The organism is Streptomyces sp. NPDC059477 (assembly GCF_042749375.1).
Classification (GTDB): domain Bacteria; phylum Actinomycetota; class Actinomycetes; order Streptomycetales; family Streptomycetaceae; genus Streptomyces.
Genome location: NZ_JBHYUG010000014.1, coordinates 57,674 through 79,243, shown reverse-complemented (window position 1 = coordinate 79,243; position 21,570 = coordinate 57,674). Strand labels below are relative to the sequence as shown.

At 71.4% G+C, this 21,570-nt stretch carries 19 protein-coding genes; 4 read left to right on the top strand and 15 right to left on the bottom strand.

Going from position 1 to position 21,570, the window contains the following annotated elements:
* Positions 1-47: 47 nt before the first annotated feature.
* Genes ACFXAZ_RS10290 through ACFXAZ_RS10280 form a run of 3 tightly spaced genes read right to left on the bottom strand, consistent with a single transcriptional unit; the run spans position 48 to position 1,688 of the window.
* A complete protein-coding gene (locus ACFXAZ_RS10290; protein ID WP_384587336.1) occupies positions 48-899 on the bottom strand; it encodes a helix-turn-helix domain-containing protein in 852 nt (283 codons plus the stop codon).
* A gap of 23 nt (positions 900-922) precedes the next feature.
* Positions 923-1,456 (bottom strand): DUF6879 family protein, encoded by a 534-nt coding sequence (locus tag ACFXAZ_RS10285; protein WP_384587334.1) that lies wholly within the window; start codon positions 1,454-1,456, stop codon positions 923-925.
* Positions 1,437-1,688: a hypothetical protein gene (locus tag ACFXAZ_RS10280; protein WP_384587332.1), complete on the bottom strand. Its 252-nt coding sequence runs from the start codon at positions 1,686-1,688 to the stop codon at positions 1,437-1,439. The genes ACFXAZ_RS10285 and ACFXAZ_RS10280 overlap by 20 nt, the downstream gene beginning before the upstream one ends.
* Positions 1,689-1,884: 196 nt before the next feature.
* On the opposite strand from ACFXAZ_RS10280, the gene ACFXAZ_RS10275 reads away from it, so the two are divergent.
* The 3 genes from ACFXAZ_RS10275 to ACFXAZ_RS10265 all read left to right on the top strand — a co-directional run bounded on the left by ACFXAZ_RS10275 (position 1,885) and on the right by ACFXAZ_RS10265 (position 3,767).
* Positions 1,885-2,112 carry a DUF397 domain-containing protein gene (locus tag ACFXAZ_RS10275; RefSeq protein ID WP_384587330.1) on the top strand — a complete coding sequence of 76 codons (228 nt, stop codon included), beginning with the start codon at positions 1,885-1,887 and terminating at the stop codon, positions 2,110-2,112.
* Between the two features lie 35 nt (positions 2,113-2,147).
* A complete protein-coding gene (locus ACFXAZ_RS10270; RefSeq protein WP_384587328.1) occupies positions 2,148-2,615 on the top strand; it encodes a hypothetical protein in 468 nt (155 codons plus the stop codon).
* Positions 2,616-2,780: 165 nt separating this feature from the next.
* Positions 2,781-3,767 carry a methyltransferase domain-containing protein gene (locus ACFXAZ_RS10265; RefSeq protein ID WP_384587326.1) on the top strand — a complete coding sequence of 329 codons (987 nt, stop codon included), beginning with the start codon at positions 2,781-2,783 and terminating at the stop codon, positions 3,765-3,767.
* A gap of 33 nt (positions 3,768-3,800) precedes the next feature.
* On the opposite strand, the gene ACFXAZ_RS10260 is transcribed toward ACFXAZ_RS10265, so the two are convergent.
* From ACFXAZ_RS10260 to ACFXAZ_RS10250, 3 genes are all read right to left on the bottom strand, one after another.
* The gene (locus ACFXAZ_RS10260; protein ID WP_384587324.1) at positions 3,801-5,225 is read right to left on the bottom strand and encodes an FHA domain-containing protein; all 1,425 of its coding nucleotides are present in this window, start codon (positions 5,223-5,225) and stop codon (positions 3,801-3,803) included.
* Positions 5,226-5,483: 258 nt separating this feature from the next.
* Positions 5,484-6,830, bottom strand: a complete 1,347-nt coding sequence (locus tag ACFXAZ_RS10255) for a VWA domain-containing protein (RefSeq protein WP_384587322.1) — start codon at positions 6,828-6,830, stop codon at positions 5,484-5,486.
* A gap of 123 nt (positions 6,831-6,953) precedes the next feature.
* Positions 6,954-8,489 carry a PP2C family protein-serine/threonine phosphatase gene (locus tag ACFXAZ_RS10250; RefSeq protein WP_384587320.1) on the bottom strand — a complete coding sequence of 512 codons (1,536 nt, stop codon included), beginning with the start codon at positions 8,487-8,489 and terminating at the stop codon, positions 6,954-6,956.
* Here ACFXAZ_RS10250 and ACFXAZ_RS10245 point away from each other — a divergent pair.
* Positions 8,488-8,745 carry a hypothetical protein gene (locus ACFXAZ_RS10245; RefSeq protein WP_384587318.1) on the top strand — a complete coding sequence of 86 codons (258 nt, stop codon included), beginning with the start codon at positions 8,488-8,490 and terminating at the stop codon, positions 8,743-8,745. The genes ACFXAZ_RS10250 and ACFXAZ_RS10245 overlap by 2 nt on opposite strands.
* Before the next feature lie 107 nt (positions 8,746-8,852).
* Here the strand turns inward: ACFXAZ_RS10245 and ACFXAZ_RS10240 are convergent, their stop codons facing one another.
* The 9 genes from ACFXAZ_RS10240 to ACFXAZ_RS10200 all read right to left on the bottom strand — a co-directional run bounded on the left by ACFXAZ_RS10240 (position 8,853) and on the right by ACFXAZ_RS10200 (position 21,451).
* The gene (locus tag ACFXAZ_RS10240) at positions 8,853-11,594 is read right to left on the bottom strand and encodes a tetratricopeptide repeat protein (RefSeq protein ID WP_384587316.1); all 2,742 of its coding nucleotides are present in this window, start codon (positions 11,592-11,594) and stop codon (positions 8,853-8,855) included.
* Positions 11,595-11,605: 11 nt separating this feature from the next.
* Positions 11,606-12,910 carry a hypothetical protein gene (locus ACFXAZ_RS10235; RefSeq protein WP_384587314.1) on the bottom strand — a complete coding sequence of 435 codons (1,305 nt, stop codon included), beginning with the start codon at positions 12,908-12,910 and terminating at the stop codon, positions 11,606-11,608.
* A 67-nt stretch (positions 12,911-12,977) separates the two neighbouring features.
* A complete protein-coding gene (locus ACFXAZ_RS10230; protein WP_384587312.1) occupies positions 12,978-14,006 on the bottom strand; it encodes a glutamate ABC transporter substrate-binding protein in 1,029 nt (342 codons plus the stop codon).
* 29 nt (positions 14,007-14,035) lie between these two features.
* Complete coding sequence (locus ACFXAZ_RS10225; RefSeq protein ID WP_384587310.1) at positions 14,036-15,520, bottom strand: hypothetical protein; 1,485 nt, start codon at positions 15,518-15,520, stop codon at positions 14,036-14,038.
* A gap of 515 nt (positions 15,521-16,035) precedes the next feature.
* Positions 16,036-16,995: an N-acetylglucosamine kinase gene (locus ACFXAZ_RS10220; RefSeq protein WP_384587308.1), complete on the bottom strand. Its 960-nt coding sequence runs from the start codon at positions 16,993-16,995 to the stop codon at positions 16,036-16,038.
* Positions 16,992-18,260 (bottom strand): 6-phospho-beta-glucosidase, encoded by a 1,269-nt coding sequence (locus tag ACFXAZ_RS10215; protein ID WP_384587306.1) that lies wholly within the window; start codon positions 18,258-18,260, stop codon positions 16,992-16,994. The genes ACFXAZ_RS10220 and ACFXAZ_RS10215 overlap by 4 nt, the downstream gene beginning before the upstream one ends.
* Before the next feature lie 6 nt (positions 18,261-18,266).
* Entirely contained in the window at positions 18,267-19,160 is an 894-nt protein-coding gene (locus ACFXAZ_RS10210; protein WP_384587304.1) for a carbohydrate ABC transporter permease, read from the bottom strand.
* Positions 19,157-20,107 (bottom strand): carbohydrate ABC transporter permease, encoded by a 951-nt coding sequence (locus ACFXAZ_RS10205; RefSeq protein WP_384587302.1) that lies wholly within the window; start codon positions 20,105-20,107, stop codon positions 19,157-19,159. The genes ACFXAZ_RS10210 and ACFXAZ_RS10205 overlap by 4 nt, the downstream gene beginning before the upstream one ends.
* 6 nt (positions 20,108-20,113) lie before the next feature.
* Positions 20,114-21,451, bottom strand: a complete 1,338-nt coding sequence (locus ACFXAZ_RS10200) for an ABC transporter substrate-binding protein (protein WP_384587300.1) — start codon at positions 21,449-21,451, stop codon at positions 20,114-20,116.
* Positions 21,452-21,570: the final 119 nt, after the last annotated feature.

The following is a 21,570-nucleotide window of genomic DNA, read 5'->3' as shown; positions in this document are numbered from 1 at the left end:
GGCGAGTCAGCCACCTGCGCCCCAACACCCCGGCCGCGCCGTCACCGTCAGGACAGCGCGTCGATCGCCCGCACGATCAACGACCGCGACTCCGCCCCGTACACCGCCATACTGCGGAGCTGCTCGAACGCCTTGAGGTAGAGGGCGATCTCGGAGGGCTGGGTGATGTTCACTTCGGCCGAGACCAGCTCGACGGCGGCAAGGGTGCCGTCCCAGACGCTGAACGTTTCCTGCGGCCAGAGCACACGTTCACGTGTCGCCGACGGGATAATGCCGAACGACACCTGCGGCAACGCGCCGACGGTGAGTAGATGGCCCAACTGCGCAGCCATCTCCTCGGCGCCAGCGAGTTGGTAGTGGAGCACCGCCTCCTCGATGACGAACAGGAACCGGTGGCCGGGCTCATGGATCACCTGTGACCGTCGCACTCGTGCGGCGGCGGCTTGCGCGGCGTCGTCGGGCACTTCGTGTAGACGGGCGCTGCTGCTCAGCACAGCCCGCGCGTACCCCTCGGTCTGCAACAGTCCGGGAACCAGTACGGGGGAGTACACCCGCAGCAACTCGGTCGACCGATACAGCTCGGCGTAACTCTCCTGAAGCCTCGCCAGCCCGGTACGTACGCGCTGCCGCCACTCGCGGTACAACGATTCCGCATGCTGCGAGGCCGCGATCAGGTCCGCGATCTCCTCGGCGGCGCCGGTCGCCCGGCACCACAGGCGGATGTCCGTCGGCGAGGGCGGAGTACGGGCGTTCTCGATCCGCGAGGTCTTGGCGTGATGCCAACCGCACTCGTTGGCCAGCTCGGTGACGGTCAGGTCGGCGTTTCTCCTCAACTCCCGCAATCGCCGCGCAACATTTTCGCGCGCGGCTTGGGCCGAGGAGGACGGCGACTTCGCCATAAGCCAGCCAACGGTGCTTTCTGTCAGTGAATCTCGTACGTATCGTGCGGGACGGCGCGTTCCCAGACTGCCTCGAACGCGTCCGCGCACTGCTTGACGATAGTCGGCTCGGTTCGAAACTCCATTGCCGGGTCGGCCCATTCTCCGACACCGGTGAAGTGATTGAACAGAACCTGTGTCTCGTCAAAGATCCACAGATCGGCGCCGGGCAGCATCAGATCCACGGCTCGTGGCCGGGGAAGCCAACGCACCTGTTCGCCGGCCGTCACATTGACCACGGCACCCGCATGCTCGTAGCGGATGTAGTCCGTGACCGGTTCGGAGACGATACGGGCACGTCGTACGACGACACCACGCGCGACCGAGCGCGAGATGAGGTCGACCCAGGGTGCCCAGTACTCCGAGGCAGGATCGGCGTCCCGCTGCCCTGTCCTCAACCAGCCGTCGAAGTCATCGGCCTCGTCACCGACGGCGTACTGGTCGCGCATTTCGAGGTGCACGGCGGAGCGCTGCGCGGACGTCATGAGCTCTTCGAAGCTAGGCACGTTCAGCGGCATCGCATGCCTCCCTCAACATCGGCGCCATGCGGGCGGGAATGCGGATCACACTCTCGTGGTCGGGGATGCCCATGGAGTGTCCCGGAGGGGTGCCCCTCACACATTGTGCTCGGGTCTCGTCGTCGGCGGTGTAGCTCTGAAGCACGATGTCAGCGGTCGCCGTATCCACCCATACGGTCGGCGATCCGTTGTGCCCCGTCTCAGGGTCGATCCCGATGAACTGTAAGTCCACTGCTGCCTCCATGGTCGTTGTCGTGCACTGATGTGCGCCAACTTGGCGTCAGAGATGTCTCTGGTCAAGGTGAGAGGGAGCTAGACAGCACGAAACAAGCCTGTGCGCACATTCATGCACAACGCTGGCCACTCTCCGCATCTCCCCCCTAGCGTGACGATCTACAACACCGACAACGGATCAGAAGGGCCCGGCGATGACCGACCTCTACGACCTCCCCCTCCCCGAATCCACCGCATTCAAGAAGCCATGCGGCGGCAACACCCACCCCGACGGCGAGGCATGCGCCACCCTCGCCAGGCTCGCCCCCGACGCCTGGGCGTTGGGTGACAGCAAGTGCCCCGGCTCGGCCCCGTTGCGGTTCACCACCGCCGAGTTGGACGCCGCCGGTATCGACCCGTCCCGCTTCGGGCTGTCGGCCTGACGCCGCTGTCCGTACGGTCCTGAAGGGGACGGCAGTTGCACCACCACGGGTATCTGTGGACCGGGCCGAAGCGGCGGTTCGATGACGAGGCGCTGCGGAGGCCCGCGCATTCTCTTCCGCCTCCGGGGGATGGCCGGCCGGAGCTGGCGCAGAGGTACCGGGAGGTGAAGGCCGAGTTCCCGGTCGTCGATCTGCCTCCGCTGGAGACGGCTTACTGGCTGGTCAAGCCCAGGGCGCTGGTGCGGGGGACGTGGGCGGAGCCGAAGGAGGCGGCGGAGTGGCTGGGGGAGCGGCTCACCGCGTACGCGCCTCGGTTCGACTCCGAGGCGGACCGTGACAGTACGCGGCTGGCGGTCCTGGTCAGATCCGCCGCCGAGCGGCTCGCCTGGGGCGGGGACGTGTCACACGGGTTCTACCTCGAACGGCCCTCGTATCTGCATCTGTCCCTCATCTGCTGCTCCCCGCATCGGGCCATGCCGGAGATCGAATGCCCCACGCGATAGCCCTCGATGTGCCCCCTGCGATAGCCCTCAGGTTGCTCGACGGCGAGTGCACGGACGGTCATCAGCGCCGCCCCGGCACAGGGATCTCGCGACGCTCCGGATTCCCGCGGTGACCCTCCGCCTCGCCTGCTCGCCTCCTGTCCCGAACCGCCGCACAGTGGACCCATGGGCGCACACGCTCCCGGGCGGGAGCTGGAGGAGCTGGCCGTGCTGGCTCGCGGGACGCTGGTGCGGGAGATCGACGCGAGTGGGGCCTGGGCCGGGGACCCGGTGTGGCGGGAGGCCTTCCAGACCGTGCCCCGGCATCTCTTCGTGCCGTACTACTACGTCGGTGCCGTCGGCGGCTACGAGCGCTGCTGGGGGGAGAGCCCCGACCCCGCCGCCCGGGAGCGATGGCTGCTCGGCGCCTATGCCGACACGCCCCTCGCCACCCGCCTGCGTGACGGGGAACTCGTCTCCTCCAGCAGCCAGCCCTCCCTCATGGCGCTCATGCTCGTCGCGCTGCACGTCCGGGACGGTGACCGGGTGCTGGAGATCGGCACGGGTACCGGGTACAACGCCGCCCTGCTCGCCCATCGGCTCGGTGATGATCGGCTGGTCACTTCGATCGATCTCGAAGCGGAGATCACCGACTCGGCCCTACGGCATCTCGCCGCCGCCGGACACCGACCTGTGGTCGTCACCGGCGACGGCGCACGGGGCGTTCCCGAGCGCGCTCCCTACGATCGGATCATCGCCACCTGCGCCCTGCCGACCATTCCGCGCCCCTGGCTCGCCCAGTGCCGTCCCGGCGGGCGGATCCTCACGCCCCTGGCCACCGGCCTGATCTCGCTCACCGTGACCGGCGCCGGACACGCCGAGGGACGCTTCCTGAACACCCCCGCCTACTTCGTGCCCCTGCGCGGCACCGGCCGCCCCCCACCCGAACCGGCCCCGCTCGGCTCACTCCCACGCCGGGGCCGCGAGCACGATCTGTTCCGCTTCCTCGTCACCCTCACCCAAGGCAGCCTCGACCCGCAGGACGCCTACACCCTGTGGGAGCGCGAGGGCCGACCCCGCCGCGAGCGGTACGGCATCACCGTCACCGGCGAGCGCGCCTGGTCCTGGCTCGACGCACCGGAGGGGCCATACACCTGGCCCCTCCCCGAATGACCACCCGGCCGACGCCCTCCACGCGCCCCGGACTCAGCCGCGACGGATCGTGATCGTCGTCCACGCCCCCACGTGCACCCGGTCCCCGTCCTGCAACGGCACCGGCACGAACGGCTGGATCGGCTCCTCCGACCCGTTCACCGTCGTACCGTTCGTCGAGTTCTGGTCGACCACCGCCCATGTGCCGTCGTGCTGCTGCACCAGCACCGCGTGCTGATGCGAGACACCCGGGTCCTCCGGCGGGACCGACAGATCGATGTCGGGCGTCTCCCCGGTCGAGTGACGACGACGTCCGATCGTGAACTGGTTGCCGGTGAGCGTGCGCTGCTGCTCGGGCGAGTACGCGGGCAGGTTCAGGCCCGCCGCCTCGGGGCCCGAGCGCTGCATCATCGCCAGGAAGTAGTCGCGGTCGGGACCGATCGTCGCCGTCCAGGTCAGCGGGCGCTGCTGCGCGGGAGGAGGCGGGGCCTGTGTGGAGCCGGGCTGCGGGTAGCCATAACCCCCGCCGGGACCAGCCGGACCACCGGGACCGCCGCCATGTGCTCCGTAGCCACCCTGCTGCCCGCCGGGACCACCCTGTCCGCCCGTCGGCGGCGAGATCACCCAGTCGTCCTCCCCGCCCCCGAAGGGCGGGCCACCGGCCTGCGGCCGTCCTGTCTCCTGCGGGAACCCGGGATGAGCGGGCGGCGGGGGCGGGCCCGGCTGATGGAACGCCTGCGGAGCACCCCCGTGCGCACCCGGTCCACCGGGCCCACCCGGCCCAGGAGGCGGCGGAACGGGCCGGGACGGATCGCCGCCACCACCGAAGGGACCCGGACCGTGCCCGTGACCGGGGCCGGCAGGACCGCCGGGCCCTCCAGGACCGGGGCCAGGACCGCCAGGACCACCATGCCCACCAGGGCCCCCCGGCCCCACCGGACCACCAGGGCCCCCAGGACCACCGGGACCCGCAGGCCCCCCAGGACCCCCAGGTCCACCGAACGGCCCCGGCCCCGGCCCCCCGGGCCGCTCCCTGCCCGGATCACCGAACGGCGGGATCGGCTCAGCCGGCCGGTTCATCTGTGACGGGCGCGAGCCCTGATAGTCGTACGCGTCGGCGCCGCCGCCGTACGTCGGGCCCGGATTGGGCTGCCCGGGAGGTCCCGTCTGGAAGCCGGGCGGGGGGCCGCCGCCCGGCGGGCGCGGGGCCGCCGGGGTGTACGACGTCGCCGTGTTGGTCAGGAAGTTCCACCGGCACTCCTCGCAGAACGGCGCCGCCCCCTCGCGGGGCGTGCGGCACTGCGGGCAGAATTCCGGCGGGCGTCCGGTGCCGGGATGGCCGGCGGGCGGCGGGAAGCCGTAACCGCCCGGGGCCGGAGGCGGCGGGGACGGCGGGGGCACGGCACCGGCCATGCGGTGACCGCAGACCTCGCACCAGTCGTCGGACCCCGACTGGTGTCCGTTCGGGCAGGTCGGCATGTCAGCGCTTCCCCCTCTCCTTTTCCCGGCCGTACGGCCGGGTTTCTCCCACCCCGAGGGGCCGGGCTCGCGGCGGACCGGGAACTCTTCGCCCCGACCCGCATTCGTGCGTCCTCTTGCGGCTACCGCTTCTTCGACCGTCTGGTACTTCTTCGACCGTCTGCTGCTGCTTCAACCGTCCGGCACTTCTTCGACCGTCCGGTACTTCGTCGACGGCCCGCTGCCACTTCAACCGTCTGATGTTTCCTGGACCGTCTTCTACTTCTTTACACGAACAGTCTTTGTGGACCGGGTTTCGAGAGTCATCTCGTCGGCCTCCGCGACCTTCGTCTTCAGTCGCACAGTACCTGTCGTGGCATCCACGACGTCCACCACCTTCGCAAGCAGTTTCGCCGTATCGGCGTTGCCCGAGGCGCTGGCGAGCTGAACGGCACGGCCCAGTTTGGCCGTTGCGCCATCCATATCTCCCGATTTGCGCAAATCGAGCCCTTGCTGGATGACCTGTGCCAGTTCGGCCTGCCCGGTGTAGTGGGCGACCTGAGGATTGATCGACGTTGACGCCGCCACGTCGTCGGTCCACACGGCCCGTACCAACCCCTGCGCCCCGAGATTGCGCACCGATCCGTCCGCCTCGGGTATGACCAGCGAGACCCGCGCGGCCAGCATCTCCTGGCCCAGGCTCGCCGCCGGAACCTCCACGCAGACGTGATAGTCCCGGGACTCGTCGCCCCAGGAGCCGGTGGGGTAGTCGCCCGCGCGCGGGCCCGCCTCCGTGCGGCGGCCGGTGAGATCGGCGACGGTCGGCGCGACCTGCTTCACGTACTTGATCGTCGTACCGACCGGGGTCCACAGCCGCAGCGAGACATCGGCGACCTCCTTCCCCATCGCCGTCTCCATCATCTGTGTGAAGTCGGCCGCGAGCCCCGTCGGATCGGCGACGATGTCGGCCGTGCCGAGCAGCGACGAGGCGATCGTTGTGACTTCTTTCACTTCCCAGTCGGTGCCCACGCCCCGCGCGTCGCAGGTGAACCGCCCGGCGCAGCTGTCCAGCGCGGCCCGCAGATCCTCCGGCGACTCGTGCTCGTTGCGGCCGTCGGTCAGCAGGATGCCGTGCCGGATCTCCACCTCCGCCGTGGACAGCAGGCGGTCGGCCAGCCGCAGCCAGGTGCCGATCGCCGTACCCCCGCCCGCGCTCAGCCGGCGCAGCGCCTGCTTGGCCTGCTCCCGGGTGGTCGGATCGGCCACCGCGAGCCGCCCGCCGGCCGGATAGACCTCCCGCGCCACATGCGTCCCGTCGATCACCGCGAAGTGCACGCCGTCACGCAGGGTGTCGATCGCCGCGGCCGTCGCGTCGCGCGCGTTGCGCATCTTGGTCGGCGGGTAGTCCATCGACCCCGAGCAGTCGACCATGAGCGCGACGGCGGCCGACGGGCCCTGACCGGGCGAGTAGACGTGCTGCGCCCCGACCGCGCTGCCGACGGTCCCACCGCCGGTCGCGCTCACCGTGACGATCGCGTTGACCTCCCGGCCCCCCTCCGGCAGGTACTCGTTCTGGTACACGTCCATCGAGAACTGCGGCACGTTCGACTTCGAGAAATTGGCCATTCCTACTCAAATCCCCCTTGGGCGCCCCGAGGTGGGACGACGACAGTGGGCGGACCGGTCCCCTCCGGCCCGCTGACGATCATTTCCGTACGAGGCCCCCCATCCGTACCGTCGGCCCCGGCCTCAGGCCGATCCTGCCCCCTGCGGCACGGCCGGGAACGGCAGGACCGCCACTGTTACGTTGTCGTGGCCCCCGCCGTCCAGGGCGTGGCCGACCAGCACCCGCGCGCTGTGCAGCGGCCGTACCGCCGCGTCGACCGGCACGGTCCGGGCCATTTCCTCGGCCCCCTCCGCGTAGTTCCACAGACCATCCGTGCACACCACCACTACACCTGGCCGGTCCGGTTTGAAGGAAGCGGTGTGCGGGTCCAGTTCATAGGCGTCGGCGCCGAGCCAGCCGGTGATCGCGTGGGCGCGCTCGTCGGCGTACGCCTCCGCCTCGTTCATCAGGCCCGCCGCGACCATCTGAGCCGCCCAGGAGTCGTCCTCGGTGAGCCGGGCCGGTGGTGAGGTGCGGTCGGCCGGCACCCAGTACACCCGGCTGTCGCCGACCCAGCCGACGACGAGGAGGCCGCCGGTGACGATCGCCCCGACCAGCGTGCACGCGGGGGCGTTCTGGTGCGGGAGGTGCTCGCGGGCCGTCGCGGGCTCGTTGGCCAGCGAGTTGACCGCGCGGGAGGCGGCCACGATCGCGTCGTGCATGGCCTGCTGCGGATGCGTCCCGGCGGGCAGCGCGGCGAGCAGACTGGCACCGGCCGCGCGGGAGGCCGCCAGCGAGGCGTCGTCCGGCCGGGTCGCCGAGGAGACCCCGTCACAGACGATCGCCAGCGCGGCCGTCGAGCCGTCCGGCAGCGCCGTGCAGCCGAGGGTGAACGAGTCCTCGTTGCGGTGATGCCGCAGCCCGCGGTCACTCACGGCGGCGACCGGGCCGGACTCCTGCTCCATGTGGTCGCGTTCACGCGGCTGCGCGTGCCCGCAGTTCTCGCAGTACCCGTCGCCGTCCACCCGCCCGGCCCGGCAGGCCACGCACAGGGCCGCACCGGTCGTCCCGGTCATCCCGGTCATCCCGGTCGTCCCGGCGGGGCCCGGCTGCTCGGCGCCGGGCTGCTCCGCGACCCGGGGGTCCGGCGCCTGGAGGGGGTATTCGTCGGGCTCGGAGAAGGAAGCCGACGCCGAGGCTGCCTCCGGCTCGCTCCGACCCGCACGGCGGTCGAAACGGACGCCGGAGGCGGGGGTGGGCGCGGGGGCCGAAGCGGGGGTGGCGGGTGCGGGTGCGGGACCGGGCTGGGCGCCCGGGGCCGGGTACGGGCCCTGTGGCGGTACGGCACCCAGAGGCGGTACTCCGGGAGGCGCACCCGGCGCCGGGGGACCCTGCGAGGCGGGCCCATGGGGCACAGGCCCTTGCGATACGGGCCCCTGCGACAGGGGCCCTTGGGGCACAGGCCCCTGAGACATGGGCCCATGCCCATGCCCATGCCCTGGCCCACGCCCCGACAACGGCATCCCCCCCGAGTCCGTCCCCGGCAGATCCGTCGGCAGATGGGCCGCCTGGCTGCCGGACGCGTCCGGCACGGCGGCCGGCCAGCCCGGTGCCCCGGCGGGCCGCTGCGGCGCCCCGCCGTTCAACGGCAGCTCACTGGGCGGCGGCGCGGGCGGCATGGGCGGCGCAAACTGCGCGGGCGGCGCAGGCGGCTCACCCGGCCCCGCCACCGACCCGCCGGGCGGCACCGACGGCGATCCGGCCGACCTCGATCCGACCGGCGGCGATCCCGCCGACGGCGAACCTGCCCGCGGCGATCCCGCTGACGGCGATCCCGCCGACGGCACCGACGGCGATCCACCCACCGGCACAGGCCCGTTCAACGTCAGCGTCGGATTCTCGTCCGGCCGCAGCGGCACCGCGGACAGGTCGTAACCGCACGCACCGCAGAAACGGTCACCCGAATCCAGCGGTTCCGCGCAGCTCGGGCAATGGGACACAGCGGCCTGCGGGGGCATCTGCGGGGGCATCTGGGACATCAACTACACCCACGTCCGGGGGCGGTAACGGTTGGCACGTTCCACCAGGTCGATCCTCTCCTCGCCGCCCGGCGCCAGCCGGGCCAGCGTGCGGTACGCGCGCTCCAGGCCGAAGCGCAACCCCCGCTCGTCCAGCCCGTTGCCGAGCAGCGTCCGTCCTCCGGCGGCGGAAGGGACGGAATCCCGGCCACCGGAGAGTATCCAGTCCAGCGCCGCGCCGAGCACCTCGGTCGCCAGCCGCTCTCTGCGGGTGGCGTCCAGACCGTACGCGTTCAGCGCCTCGACCTGGCCCGCCGCCGCGCTCAGATCGTCCAGGAACGGCACGTCGGAGCCGGTGGCCGTGCGGTGCCGCAGCCGCGCCCGGACGGCCGCCACGCGTGCGGCCGTGTAGTGGATGGACGCCTCCGGCACCGATTCGAGCGTGCGTACGGCACCCGCCCGGTCCCCGCTCGCGAGCTGGACGCGCGCCAGACCGAACGCGGCGCTGACGAAGCTCGGGTCGGTCGTCCACACCAGCCGGTAGTACTCGGCGGCGTTGTCCAGCTGCCCGAGCACCTCCGCGCACAGGCCGAGCGCCAGCTTGGGCGCGGTCTCGCCGGGGAAGGCGTCGTAGATCGCGTCGAAGGCCAGCGCCGCGCCCTCGAAGTCGCCGGTGACCAGCGCGGCCACCCCCCGGTACCAGACCACCCGCCAGTCGTCGGGCCGCTCCTCCTCCAGCCGGACGAGCGCGTCCAGCGCGGTGCCCGGATCGCCGTTCTCCAGCCAGGCCCGGATCTGCCGCAGCCGGGTCTCGGGGGAGGGCACGGGCGCCGCGTTGAGCGCGGTGATCAGCTCACCCGGCGCGGACGCCATCAGACCGGCCAGGAAACCGGCGTTGGGGTCCCCGGGGTCCACATGCGGCACGGGCAGCGCCAGCGCCGCCGCCGAGCTGTCCACGGACCGGACCAGCCGGGGAGCGGCCGGAGGCAGCACGGTGGCCGCGACGCCGATCACGGACGCGGGCGCGGCCGACACCGACCCCGACGACGACACGGACGCCCCGGCGGACAGGTTCCTGGAAGACAGGGCCCCGGAGGACGAGGCCCCGGCGGGCAGGGCCGCCCCGGGCACCCCGGCAGGCAGAGCAGCGCCCGGCGCCGACGTCGTACCCGTCGAAGGCGATGAACCCGGCGCCGGAGCCACCACCCGCGCGCCCCGCCGCCCCGCGGCTTCCCGCGCCCCCCGCCCCACGATCTCCCGCGCCCCCAGCCGGGAGACCTCACCCTCCAGCTCGGCGAACAACTCCGTGTCAGGTACGCGCAGTTCCGGCCCGAACAGGGTCGACAGCGCGGGACGGGCCCGGCCCGTCTGGAGCGACACGACCTCGCGCAGCACCCCGGTCAGCTGCTCGGTCATCTCCTGCGCAGAGGCGAACCGGCGGATCGGATCGGGGTCGGTGGAGCGCACGAGCAGCCGGTAGAAGGACTCGTACCGCTGGAACACGTCGATCCGGTCCGGGTCGGGCAGCGAGTCCACGAACACACTCGTATAGCCCGCGAAGTCGAACGCCAGTACGGCGAGCGTACGGCCCACGGTGTACAGGTCGGACGCCACCGACGGGCCGGTCTCGGCGACCTCGGGCGCCTGATAGCCGACCGTGCCGTAGATCGCGGACTCGTCGTCGTCCATGCGGCGCACCGCGCCCATGTCGATCAGCTTCAGCTCGTCCTCGGTCTGGATGGCGTTGTCGACCTTGAAGTCGCAGTACAGCAGATTGCGGCTGTGCAGATGGCCGAGCGCCTCCAGCGCCTCGATGCCGTACGCGCACGCCTGCTCCACCGGCAGCGGATCGCGCCGCCCCTCCGGCGTACGGCGGTCGTTGGCGATCTCCTTGAGCGACTTGCCGCCGACGTACTCCATGACGATGTACCCGTCCAGCGAGCCCGTGCGCTGGTCGAGGTGTTCCACGAAGTTGTAGATCCGCACGATGTTGGCGTGCTCGATCTCGGCGAGGAAGCGCCGCTCGGAGATCGCGGCGGCCATCGCGTCCTGGTCCCCGGTGTCCAGCAGGCCCTTGAGCACCACCCACCGGTCGGAGACCGCGCGGTCCACGGCGAGATAGATCCAGCCCAGCCCGCCGTGCGCGAGACAGCCCACCACCTCGTACTGGCCGTGCACCACATCGCCGGCCTTCAGCTTCGGCACGAAGGAGTACGGATGCCCGCACTTGGTGCAGAAACCCTCCGTACGTCCCACCCGCTCGCCGCGCGACCGGCCCACCGCCACCCCGCAGTCCGAGCGCGAGCAGAACCGCTTGCGCTCGGGCACCTCCGGGTTGTCCAGCACCATCGCGCGCGGATCCGGACGCGGGATCGGCGGCACCTGCACCAGACCGGCGCCCAGCCGCGCCCGGGACACCGAACCGGCCGCCGAACCCGAACTGCGCACCGACACCGAACGGCCCGTCGCCCGCCCCGACACCGAGCGCGACAGCCGGCCCGACACCGAGCGCCGCGACTTGGCCGACTGGGACGACTTCGACGACCGTGACGACTGCGACGACGACCGTGACGACACGCGGGAGCCGCCGCGCGCGCTGGGGCGGGACCGGTTGCCGGTGATCCCGGTGGGCGGCGAACTCACCATGCCGTCGGGTGCCACGACCGGCGCGAGACCGCACGTGTCGCAGTACAGTTCGCCGCCGCCCACATCCTCGTACGCGCCCTCGCAGCCCGGCCGCTGGCAGGTTCCCTGTCCCTCACTCATGACGCCTCCCCCTACCGCCTGTGGTCCTCGGGCATGTACGGCCCGCTCAGCAGTTCGGCCGCCGCCCGCTGGTAGCGCAGCACCGCCTCCCCGGCGACCCGCAGATCGCAGGGCGCGCTCCACAGCATCCGCCGGGCCGCGTCGTACCGCTCCACCAGCATCGGGTCCTCCGCCAGGCCGTGCCGGGCCACCTTCGCCTTGTACGCGTCGAGCCGGCCGCGCAGCTCCGCGCGGACCGCCAGCGGCGCGGTGACCGCCGTCAGCGACTCGCGGGCGCGCAGCAACTCGTCCTCCGCCTTGCTCTCCAGCGACTCCAGCAGCGGCGACAGCCGGTGCCACTGCGCGTGTCTGCGGTACTCGGCCGCCGTCGCCAGCTGTTCCTGCAACACCGTCGGCGGGCCGCTCACCACCGGTACCTCCGTCGCCGCGATCTTCGCCAGCACCTCCCCGCGCGCGGTGCGCGCCTCGGCGAGCGTACGGTCCGCGCGGCTGAGCACGTCCCGCAGCCGGATCAGCCGCTGCTCGGCGTCCTGCCGCACCCCGAGGACGGCGTCGATCTCCCGGCGGACCTCCTCCAGCGCGCGTGCCTCACGGTCGTAGACCGCCGTGTCGGGCCGGCCGCCGCCGGGCGCCGAACTGCCTTGCGCGCGCAGCCAGAACGCCAGCGGATCGGAGATCACCTGCTCGCGCAGCGCGGACAGCGTGCGCGTGATCCGCTCCAGGTCGTCGCCCGCCGGGTGCTCGCCGGGGCGCACGCCCACGGAGTGCGCGAGCTTGCGGGTGCGCTGGAGTTCGGCGGCCAGCAGATCGATCCGCGCGGGCAGCGCCGACCACACCGAGTCGGCGGCGACCACCATGTCCAGGGAGGACGCGTACAGCTCGTTCATCCGGTCCACCAGCGTCGCCAGCGAGAAGCTGTGGCTGAGCCGGCCGGCGCCGTGCAGCGTGGGCGCGTTGACGGTCGTCGCGGCGCTCCCGGCCATCGCCACCGACTCGCCGCGCAGCAGGTCCGTCAGCTCCGCCAGGTCCTCACGGGAGGACCAGCGGCGCCGGGCGCGGGTCTCGCGCGCGGTGCGCAACGCGGCCGTATAGGCGTCGAAATACGCCCACAGCAGGGTGATGGACGCCTCGGCGGTCTGCCAGCGCTCCTTGGTGGTGCCGGTGAGCTGGGCACCTTCGAGGAGTCTGCGGCCGGCGTGGTCCTGGAGGGCCAGCAGCGAGGTTTCGATCGCCTCGTGCTCCGCGTCGAGCCGCGCGAGCGCACGGTCCACCTCGTCCCGGTCCATCACCGGCCCGGTGGATCCCGTGCCGCCCATCGATCACCTCTCGCTGCTGTCGCGTGCCATCTCTGTCATCTGGTCTGCTGTCCGCCGTTTGCGGTGGTCAGCGGTAGGCGGGTACGGGCGGGGTCGCCGACTCCGAGGTGGTGCCCATGGTGTCCGACAGCCAGCGGTCGTACGAATCCTCCCAACCGCCGTCCTGGCGGTAGTCCTCCAGTATCTGGTTGACCCGGCGCACCAGGTCGTCCGCGCCCTTCTTCATCGCCACGCCGTAGTACTCGGTGGTGAAGCGCTCCCCCTTGAGCATGACCGTCGGGTCCTGCGCGGCCTGGCTCGCGGCGAGCGCGCCGTCGGTCACCACCGCGTCCACCTCGCCGAGCTGGAGCCGCACCAGGCAGTCCAGTTGGCTGGGCACGGTCGTGGAGATGTTCGCGCCCTCGGCCAGCTTGCCCGCCTTCTGGTCGGCCGCCAGCCGCTCGTACGCCGTCGAGCCCTCCGCCGAGCAGATCCGCTGGTCGGCGAGGCTGTCGTCGTAGCCGCCGATCTCCGAGGTGACCGGCGCGAGGACCTGCTGGCCGGTCAGGAAGTAGGGCGCGGAGAAGGAGACCTCCTCCAGCCGGGAGCAGCTGATCGTCATCGTGCGGACCACCATGTCGACCTGGCCGCTCTGGATCGCCGGGATGCGCTGGTTGGTGGGGATCGCCTTGAAGCGGATGTCGTCCGGGGAGCCGAGGAGTTCCTGCGCGATGCGGCGCGCGAGGTCGATGTCGAAGCCTTCCAGCTCCACGTCGCTCTCCTGGCTGTTGGGGTCGCGGTATCCCCAGCCGTAGCTGTTCTGGTCGACGCCGACCAGGAGATGGCCGCGGTCCTTGATCTCCTGGATGGAGGCGCCGTCGACGGTGTCCGGGGCCAGGCTCTGGTCCTGCGGGTCCGTACACGCCTCGGCCTTGTCCCGGGCCTGCACCTGGGAGGCGTCGGCGACGCCGGAGCCGCCGACGCCCGTACTGCCGTCGCCGCCGCGCGAGGCGGTCGGCAGCAGCAGCGTCAGCAGCGCGGCCAGGGCGCAGACGATCGCCATGGCGCCCACGCCGCCCCAGCCCCTCAGACTGGCCCGCACCCGACGTATGTGCATCGTCACGCCCCCTTTCACCACGCCCCCTTTCACCGGTACTCCGAAAGCCTGCGGCCGATGCCCGCGACCGCGCCCGCCGCGCCGAGCACGGCCAGCACCGCCGCGCCCACCGGCAGTCCGGTCATCGCGTCGAGGCCGCCGCTCGCCGCCGTCTCGAACTCCCGCTCCTCGTGCTTCAGCGCGTCCGCCAGACTCTGGTCGACGGCGTCGAAGCACTCGCCGGTCGCCTTGTCCTCCGGGTCGTCGCCGATGATCCGGTTCAGCGCGGTCTGGTAGTCGCCCTCGTTGTCCGCCTCGCGAGCCTCCGCGTGCCGGACCTGCCACTCGTCCATGTTCGTCGTGGCGGCCGTCACCGGCTGCTCGCCGGAGGGATCGTCGGCGAGACCCCGCGCGGCGTCCAGGCCCTCGGCGAGCTGCGCCATCGACTTGTTGAACTCCACGTCGAACTTGTCCTGGAACTCGCCGTCGACCTTCACGCTCTCGGCGCCGCGGTTGACCAGGGTGAGGTTCTCGTTGCCGCGGGCCTTCAGGGCGGCGATCTGGGCGTCATGCAGCACGTTCAGCGAGCGGACGCCGTGCTCGTAGGAGTCGTTCAGCCCCGCGCGGGCCACGCTGTGGCCGACGACCAGCCACAGCAGCACCACGACGGTGGCGCCGGACGCGGCGACCAGACCGTGGTTGAGGACCCGGTTGGTGCGCCGGTACGTGCGGTGCTGGGCCCAGCCCAGGGCGCCGAGGGCGGCGAGGCCGAGCGTGATCGCCACCCACGGGTAGGGCGTGGCGTCCGCGTAGTCGTCGTCCAGGCGGTCCTTCTCCGAGTTGTACAGCTCCTCGGCCGCGGGGAGCATGTCGCCCTGCATCTTGTCGTTCGCGTAGCGCAGATAGGCGCCGCCCAGCGGATAGCCCTGGCGGTTGTTGGCGCGGGCGCGCTCTATGAGGCCCTTGTACTCCGGGAGCAGCCGGTTGAGTTCGGTGATCTTCTGGGCCGACTCGGAGCCGGGCTCGGAGCTGTTGGCGGCGCGGACCAGACCCTCGGCGGCCGTACGGATGTCCTGCTCGTACTGCGTGCGCGATTCCTCCGTCTCCTGGCCGCCCGCCAAAAAGCCGCTGGAAGCGGCGGTGTTGGCGCCGGCCAGCGCGCGGTAGATGTCGGCGGCGGCGGAGCTGAGGGGCTGGCTGGTGTGCAGGACGTCGTCGGCGGCCGAGGAGCGCTCGGAGGTCTGCCAGGCGGTGACCGCGCCGAACGCGACGACGAGCAGGGCGAGGACGGCGCCGATCACACGCAGCCGGCCGGGCTCGGTGGTGGCCGCGGTGCGCACCCGGTCGACGCCCTCCGCGAACGCGGTGCGCCGGGGCGGCGCCGGTGGCGGCGGGACCGCCGGGGCGGCGCCGGACACGGGGCCGGTCGGCGCGGCGCCGGGCTGGGGCGGGATGGCGGGCATGGTGGGAGCGCCCGTGCCGTTTCCGCTGCTCGGGCCCGGTGGTGCGGTGCTGCTCCTGGGCGGTTGTGTCACTGCCCGACCTCCCCCATGGTCATCCGTCGCCGCAAGTATCGCTCCCGGGGCCGACATTCGCATCGGCCTTCACTGGATCTTGCTTACCGCAGTGCTCCCTCCCCATGAATACGCCGGTGGAATCGGTTCGGTTCCCGTGGCGCCGGGCGGTGCCGGACGCGGCGGAAAGGGGGTGCCGCCGCGCCCGCCCGTGCCATCCTAAAGAGGGAGGAATGGGTGTGACCTGACGGGCTGTCGGGCTCGCGCGTCGCCAGCGGGGCGAGCCGGTCGGCCGTATCCCGCCAGAAGTAGGGGTTCGTCGGCGGGGTCCTGCCGGAAGTACGGATTCGTCGGCCGGGTCCTGTCGGAAGATACGGGTTCGTAGGCCGCGGTCGCCTCCTGGCGGCAGCGCGGGCCCGTCGGTCGCGTCCCCCGTCGGAAGCGCGGGCCCGCCCGCCGCGTCGCGTCGGCAGGGCGGGCCCGCCGGTCACATCCAGCCCGGCAGGGCGCGCGCGCCCCGCCCCACCGGCGCGACGCTAGAACCGCCCCCTGAGCCGTTCCTGTGCCTCCGCTCCCGCCGCCACTCCGTCGAGGCCGAGCAGGGCGGCGCCCAGGACGGGGCTCGCCGTGACCACCTTCGCGACCGCCTTGGGGGCCCGTTCGGCCAGCAGGTCCCGGATGCCCGTGTCGAGTTGTTCGTGCCGGGCGGCCAGGACGCTGCCGCCGAGGACCACCGGGGCCGCCTCCTCCAGGAGGTCCAGGCGGGTCAGGGCGACTGTTGCCAACGTTGCCACTTCCTCGGCGAGTCGGTCGATGAGGGAGCGGGCCACCGGGTCGCCCGTCGCGGCCGTGCGGAACAGGACCGGGGTCAGCTCATGGCGGCGGTGCGGGGCGATCTGCTCGAAGTGCAGCGCCTCGATCAGGGCGGCCATGGAGGGCAGCCCGAAGTGCGCGGGCAGGGTGCGCATCAGGTCGGTGGGGCCGCCCCGGCCGTCCTCCGCGCGGGCCGCGTGGTACAGGGCGTCCTCGGCGAGTCCCCAGCCGCCGCCCCAGTCGCCGGAGATCCGGCCGATCGCGGGGAAACGGGCGGTACGGCCGTCCGGCAGCATGCCGACGCAGTTGATGCCGGCGCCGCAGACCACGGCGACCCCGCGCGGCTCGGTGACCCCGGCCCGCAGGATCGCGAAGGTGTCGTTGTGCACCTCGATCGTGCCGCCCCAGCCGCGTGACTGGATCGCGACGGCGAGGCGTTCCTCCTCCACCGGGAAGTCGGCGTTGGCGAGACAGGCCGCGATGTGGTCCACCTGGGGCACCCCGGCGGCGGCGAGGGCGCGGTCGACCGCCTCCGCCAGGGTGTCCACGGCCGCCGCCACGCCCGTCGACTGCGGCTGGAACCCGCCGCCACGGGCCGTGGAGAGCAGCTCGCCGTGCTCCGTCACGACCGCGACGTCGGTCTTGCTGTTCCCCGCGTCGACGGCGAGGACCAGGGTGCTCATGCCCACGCGAGGTGCTCCCGGTTGTGCGCGATCAGCCGGTCGGTGAGCGCGTCCGCGTACGCGTGCTGGCCGATCAGCGGGTGTGCCAGCAGGGCCTTGAAGACCCGCTCCCGGCCACCGCGCAGGGCGGCGGAGAGCGCGAGATCCTCGTAGGCGGTGACGCTCGCGATCAGCCCCGCGTACAGCGGGTCCACGGCCGCCACCGGCAGCGGGGCGGCACCCTTGGGGCCGACGGCCGCCTGGACCTCGATCACCGCGTCGTCCGGCAGGAACGGCAGCGTGCCGTTGTTGTGGGCGTTGACCACCTGGTAGGGGCCGGCGCCCGCGCCGCCGAGCAGGGCCGCCGCGAGATCCACGGCCGCCTCCGAGTAGTAGGCGCCGCCGCGCTTGGCGAGCAGCTCCGGTTTCTCGTCCAGCTCCGGGTCGGCGTACATCTTGAGCAGTTCCCGTTCCATCTCCGCGACCTCGGCGGCCCGCGAGGGCTTGGTGCGCAGCTCCTCGACCACCTCGTCGTGGGCGTAGTAGTAGCGCAGGTAGTACGACGGGACGACACCGAGCCGCTCCACGACCGTGCGCGGCAGCCGCAGGTCGGCGGCGATGTTCCCGGCGTGCCCGGCCAGCAGCGACGGCAGTACGTCGGCGCCCCCGGGCCCGCCCAGGCGTACCCCGGTCTCCCAGGTGAGGTGGTTCAGGCCCACATGGTCCAGATGGACCTCCGCCGGGGACACGCCGAGCAGGCGCGCGAACTTCCGCTGGAAGCCGATCGCCACATTGCACAGCCCGATCGCCTTGTGCCCCTCCTGGAGCAGGGCGCGGGTGACGATGCCGACCGGGTTGGTGAAGTCGATGATCCAGGCGTCCGGGTTGGCGCGGCGGACCCGCTCGGCGATGTCGAGCACCACCGGTACGGTGCGCAGCGCCTTGGCGAGGCCGCCCGCGCCGGTGGTCTCCTGGCCGACGCAGCCGCACTCCAGCGGCCAGGTCTCGTCCTGCTCGCGGGCCGTCTGGCCGCCGACGCGCAGTTGCAGCAGCACCGCGTCGGCGTCCGCCACCCCGGCGTCCAGGTCGTCGGTGGTCACGATCCGTCCGGCGTGGTCCTGTTTGGCGAAGATCCGCCGGGCCAGTGCGCCCACCAGCTCCAGCCGTTCGGGCGCCGGGTCGACCAGGACCAGCTCCTCGACCGGCAGGGTGTCCCTCAACCGCGCGAATCCGTCGATGAGTTCGGGTGTGTAGGTCGAGCCTCCGCCGACCACGGTGAGTTTCATGTGGCGCTAACCCTTCACTCCGGTGAGTGTGACGCCCTCGACGAACGCCTTCTGTGCGAAGAAGAACACGAGGATCACGGGGGCCATGACCAGGACGGTCGCGGCCATGGTGAGGTTCCAGTCGGTGTGGTGCGCGCCCTTGAAGGACTCCAGGCCGTAGGACAGGGTCCAGGCCCCGGGGTTCTCCGAGGCGTAGATCTGCGGTCCGAAGTAGTCGTTCCAGGCGTAGAAGAACTGGAACAGGGCCACCGCCGCGATGCCCGGCTTGGCCATCGGCAGCACGACCTTGAGCAGGGTGCGCAGCTCGCCGCAGCCGTCCACCCGGGCCGCGTCGAGGTATTCGTCGGGGATGGTGGTGAGGAACTGCCGCAGCAGGAAGATGGCGAACGCGTCGCCGAACGCCATGGGGATGATCAGCGGCCACAAGGTGCCCGACAGATCCAGCTGCTTCGCCCAGAACAGATACATCGGGATGATGATGACCTGCGGCGGCAGCATCATCATGGAGATGACCAGCATGAGTGTCAGGTGCCGGCCGCGGAAGCGGAACTTGGCGAGCGCGTAGGCCACCGGAACGGAGGACACGACGGTGAGGAGTGTTCCCAGTCCGGCGTACAGCAGCGTGTTGCGCCACCAGGTCAGAAAGCCGGGCGTGTCGAAGACCTTGGTGTAGTTGTCCCACTCCCAGGTGTCCGGCACCAGATCGCGGGTCAGGGCCTGCTGGTCGTTCATCAGCGAGGTGAGGACGACGAACACGAACGGCAGGACGAAGAAGAGCGCGGCGGCCACGCCGAGCGCGTGCACGCCGATCCACTCCAGGACCGCCCGGCGGCGGGCCGTGCGCTGTGCGGGGGAGGGCGGGCCGTCCGTCTTCGCGGGCCGCTGAAGTACCTGGGTCATCGCTCACCTGCCGAGATCAGTCCGCCCCGGCGGCGCATCAGCAGCGCCGTGAACGCCATGGACAGCGCGAACAGCACCAGGGCGACCACACAGGCGGCGCCGTAGTCGAAGCGCTGGAAGCCGAGGTTGTAGACGAGCTGGGGGAGGGTCAGGGTGGATTTCTCCGGATAGCCCGGCTCGAACTGCTGACCGGAGCCGCCGATGATGCCGGAGGCGACCTTTCCGGCCACCAGCGGCTGGGTGTAGTACTGCATGGTCTGGATCACGCCGGTGACCACCGCGAACAGCACGATCGGCGAAATGTTGGGAAGGGTGACGAACCGGAACCGCTGCCAGGCGGAGGCCCCGTCCAGCTCCGCCGCCTCGTACTGCTCCCTGGGCACATCGAGCAGCGCGGCCATGAAGATGACCATCAGGTCGCCGACGCCCCACAGCGCCAGCGCGGTCAGCGCGGGCTTGGACCAGTCGGCGTCCGTGAACCAGCCGGGGGCCGGCAGGCCCAGGTTCTCCAGTACGGAGTTGACCGGGCCGGTGCCGGGGTTGAGCAGGAACACGAAGGCCAGCGTGGCCGCCACGGGCGGGGCGAGGTAGGGCAGATAGAACAGGGTTCGGAAGACCCCCGTGCCCGTCCTGATCTTGGTGATGAGCAGCCCGACGCCGAGCCCGAACACCACCCGGCAGGTCACCATGACCAGGACCAGCCACAGGGTGTTGCGCAGGGCCGGCCAGAACATCGGATAGTTCTGGAAGACATACGTCCAGTTGTCCAGGCCCCGGAACTCCGGGACGCCGAACCCGTCGTACTTCATGAAGGAGAAGTACACGGTGGACAGCAGCGGGTAGGCGAAGAAGACCGCGAACCCGATCAGCCACGGTGACAGGAAGGCCGCCGTCCGAAGCGCCGACGAGCGGCGCTTCGCGCGGAGAGTGGGGGTGTGGGTGGCCATCGACCGCTACTTCGCCTGCTCGATGTCGGTGTCGATCTGCCGCGCGGTCTTCTCCAGCCCGGCCTTGAGGTCCGTCACCTTGCCCGACTCGTACTGGTAGCCGAAGTCCTGGAGGGTCGTCTGGTACGTCGAGCCGTTGACGGAGGCCGGCGGGGTGTTGGACTCGGGGTGCTGCGCGATGTCAAGGAAGGTCGTGAACGCGGGGTCGTGCTTCAGGTCCGGGGACTTCAGGGCGTCGAAAGTGGAAGGAACGTTGCGGATCGCGTTGGAGAAGGCGACCACGGCGTCGGTGTCGGTGGTCATGTACTTCACCAGTTCCCACGCGGCGTTCTGCTTCTCGCTCTGCGGGGCGATGCCCATGATCGTGCCCGACAGGAAGCCCTTGCCGTACTCGTCGACCTCGTCGTCCGCGACCGGCATCGGCGCGGTGCCGATCTCGAAGTCCACGCCCGCGTCCTTGGCCATGCCCAGCCGCCACTCGCCGTCGAGCTGCATCGCCACCTGACCGGTGTGGAAGGGGTGCTCGGCGCCCCACTCGTCACCGAAGGTGTTGCGGTACTTCTCCAGCTTCGTGAACCCGCCCAGCTCGTCCACCAGCTCCTTCTGGTAGGTGAACATCTCCGCGAACGCCGGGTCCTTGGCGATGCTGGACTTGCCCGCGTCGTCGAAGTAGGTGTGGTCCCACTGCGACATGTAGTGGTCGACGACCGTTTCGTAGCCGTGGTAGTTCGGCATGAAGCCGAGCTGCTCGTAGCTGTCGCCCTCGGCCTTGGTGAGCTTCTTGGCGACCTCGGTGAACTCCGACCAGGTCTTCGGCGGGGCGTCGATGCCGGCCGCCTCGAAGGCGTCCTTGTTGTAGTAGAGGCCATAGGCGTCGCCGAGCAGCGGCAGCGCGCAGCGGGTGCCCTCGAACTGGGTGTAGTCCAGCATCGGCTTGGGGATGAGCGCGTCCAGGTCCAGCCCGGACTTCTCGATGAACGGCGCCAGATCGAGGAAGGCGCCGGAGGAACAGAACTTGCCGATGTTGGCGGTGGTGAACGACGACACCACGTCCGGGCCGTTCGAACCGCCCGCGCGCAGCGCCTGGTTGAGCTTGTCGTCATTGATGTTGCCGACGACCTTCACCGTGATGTTGGGGTGCGCCTCCTCGAACCGGGCGATGTTGTCCTCGATCGCCTTCACCTCGCCGGGCGCGCTCCAGCCGTGCCAGAAGGTGATGGTCTGCTCGGCGCCGGGATCGTCCGAGGCCCCGCTCTCCGACGAGCCGGTGCAGGCGGTGGCGAAGAGGGCGAGGGAGGCGGACATGGCCAGAGCGGCGGTGACTTTCCTGGATATTCCGGGCATGACGGGATCTCCTGAGGGGAAAGGGGGGTGGGGGCGCGGGGGGGGGCGGGGGGGGGGGGGGGGCGGGCGGCCGGCCGGGGCGCCCGCGCGGCGCGTGGTTGCGCGGCGGGGCTGTGCGG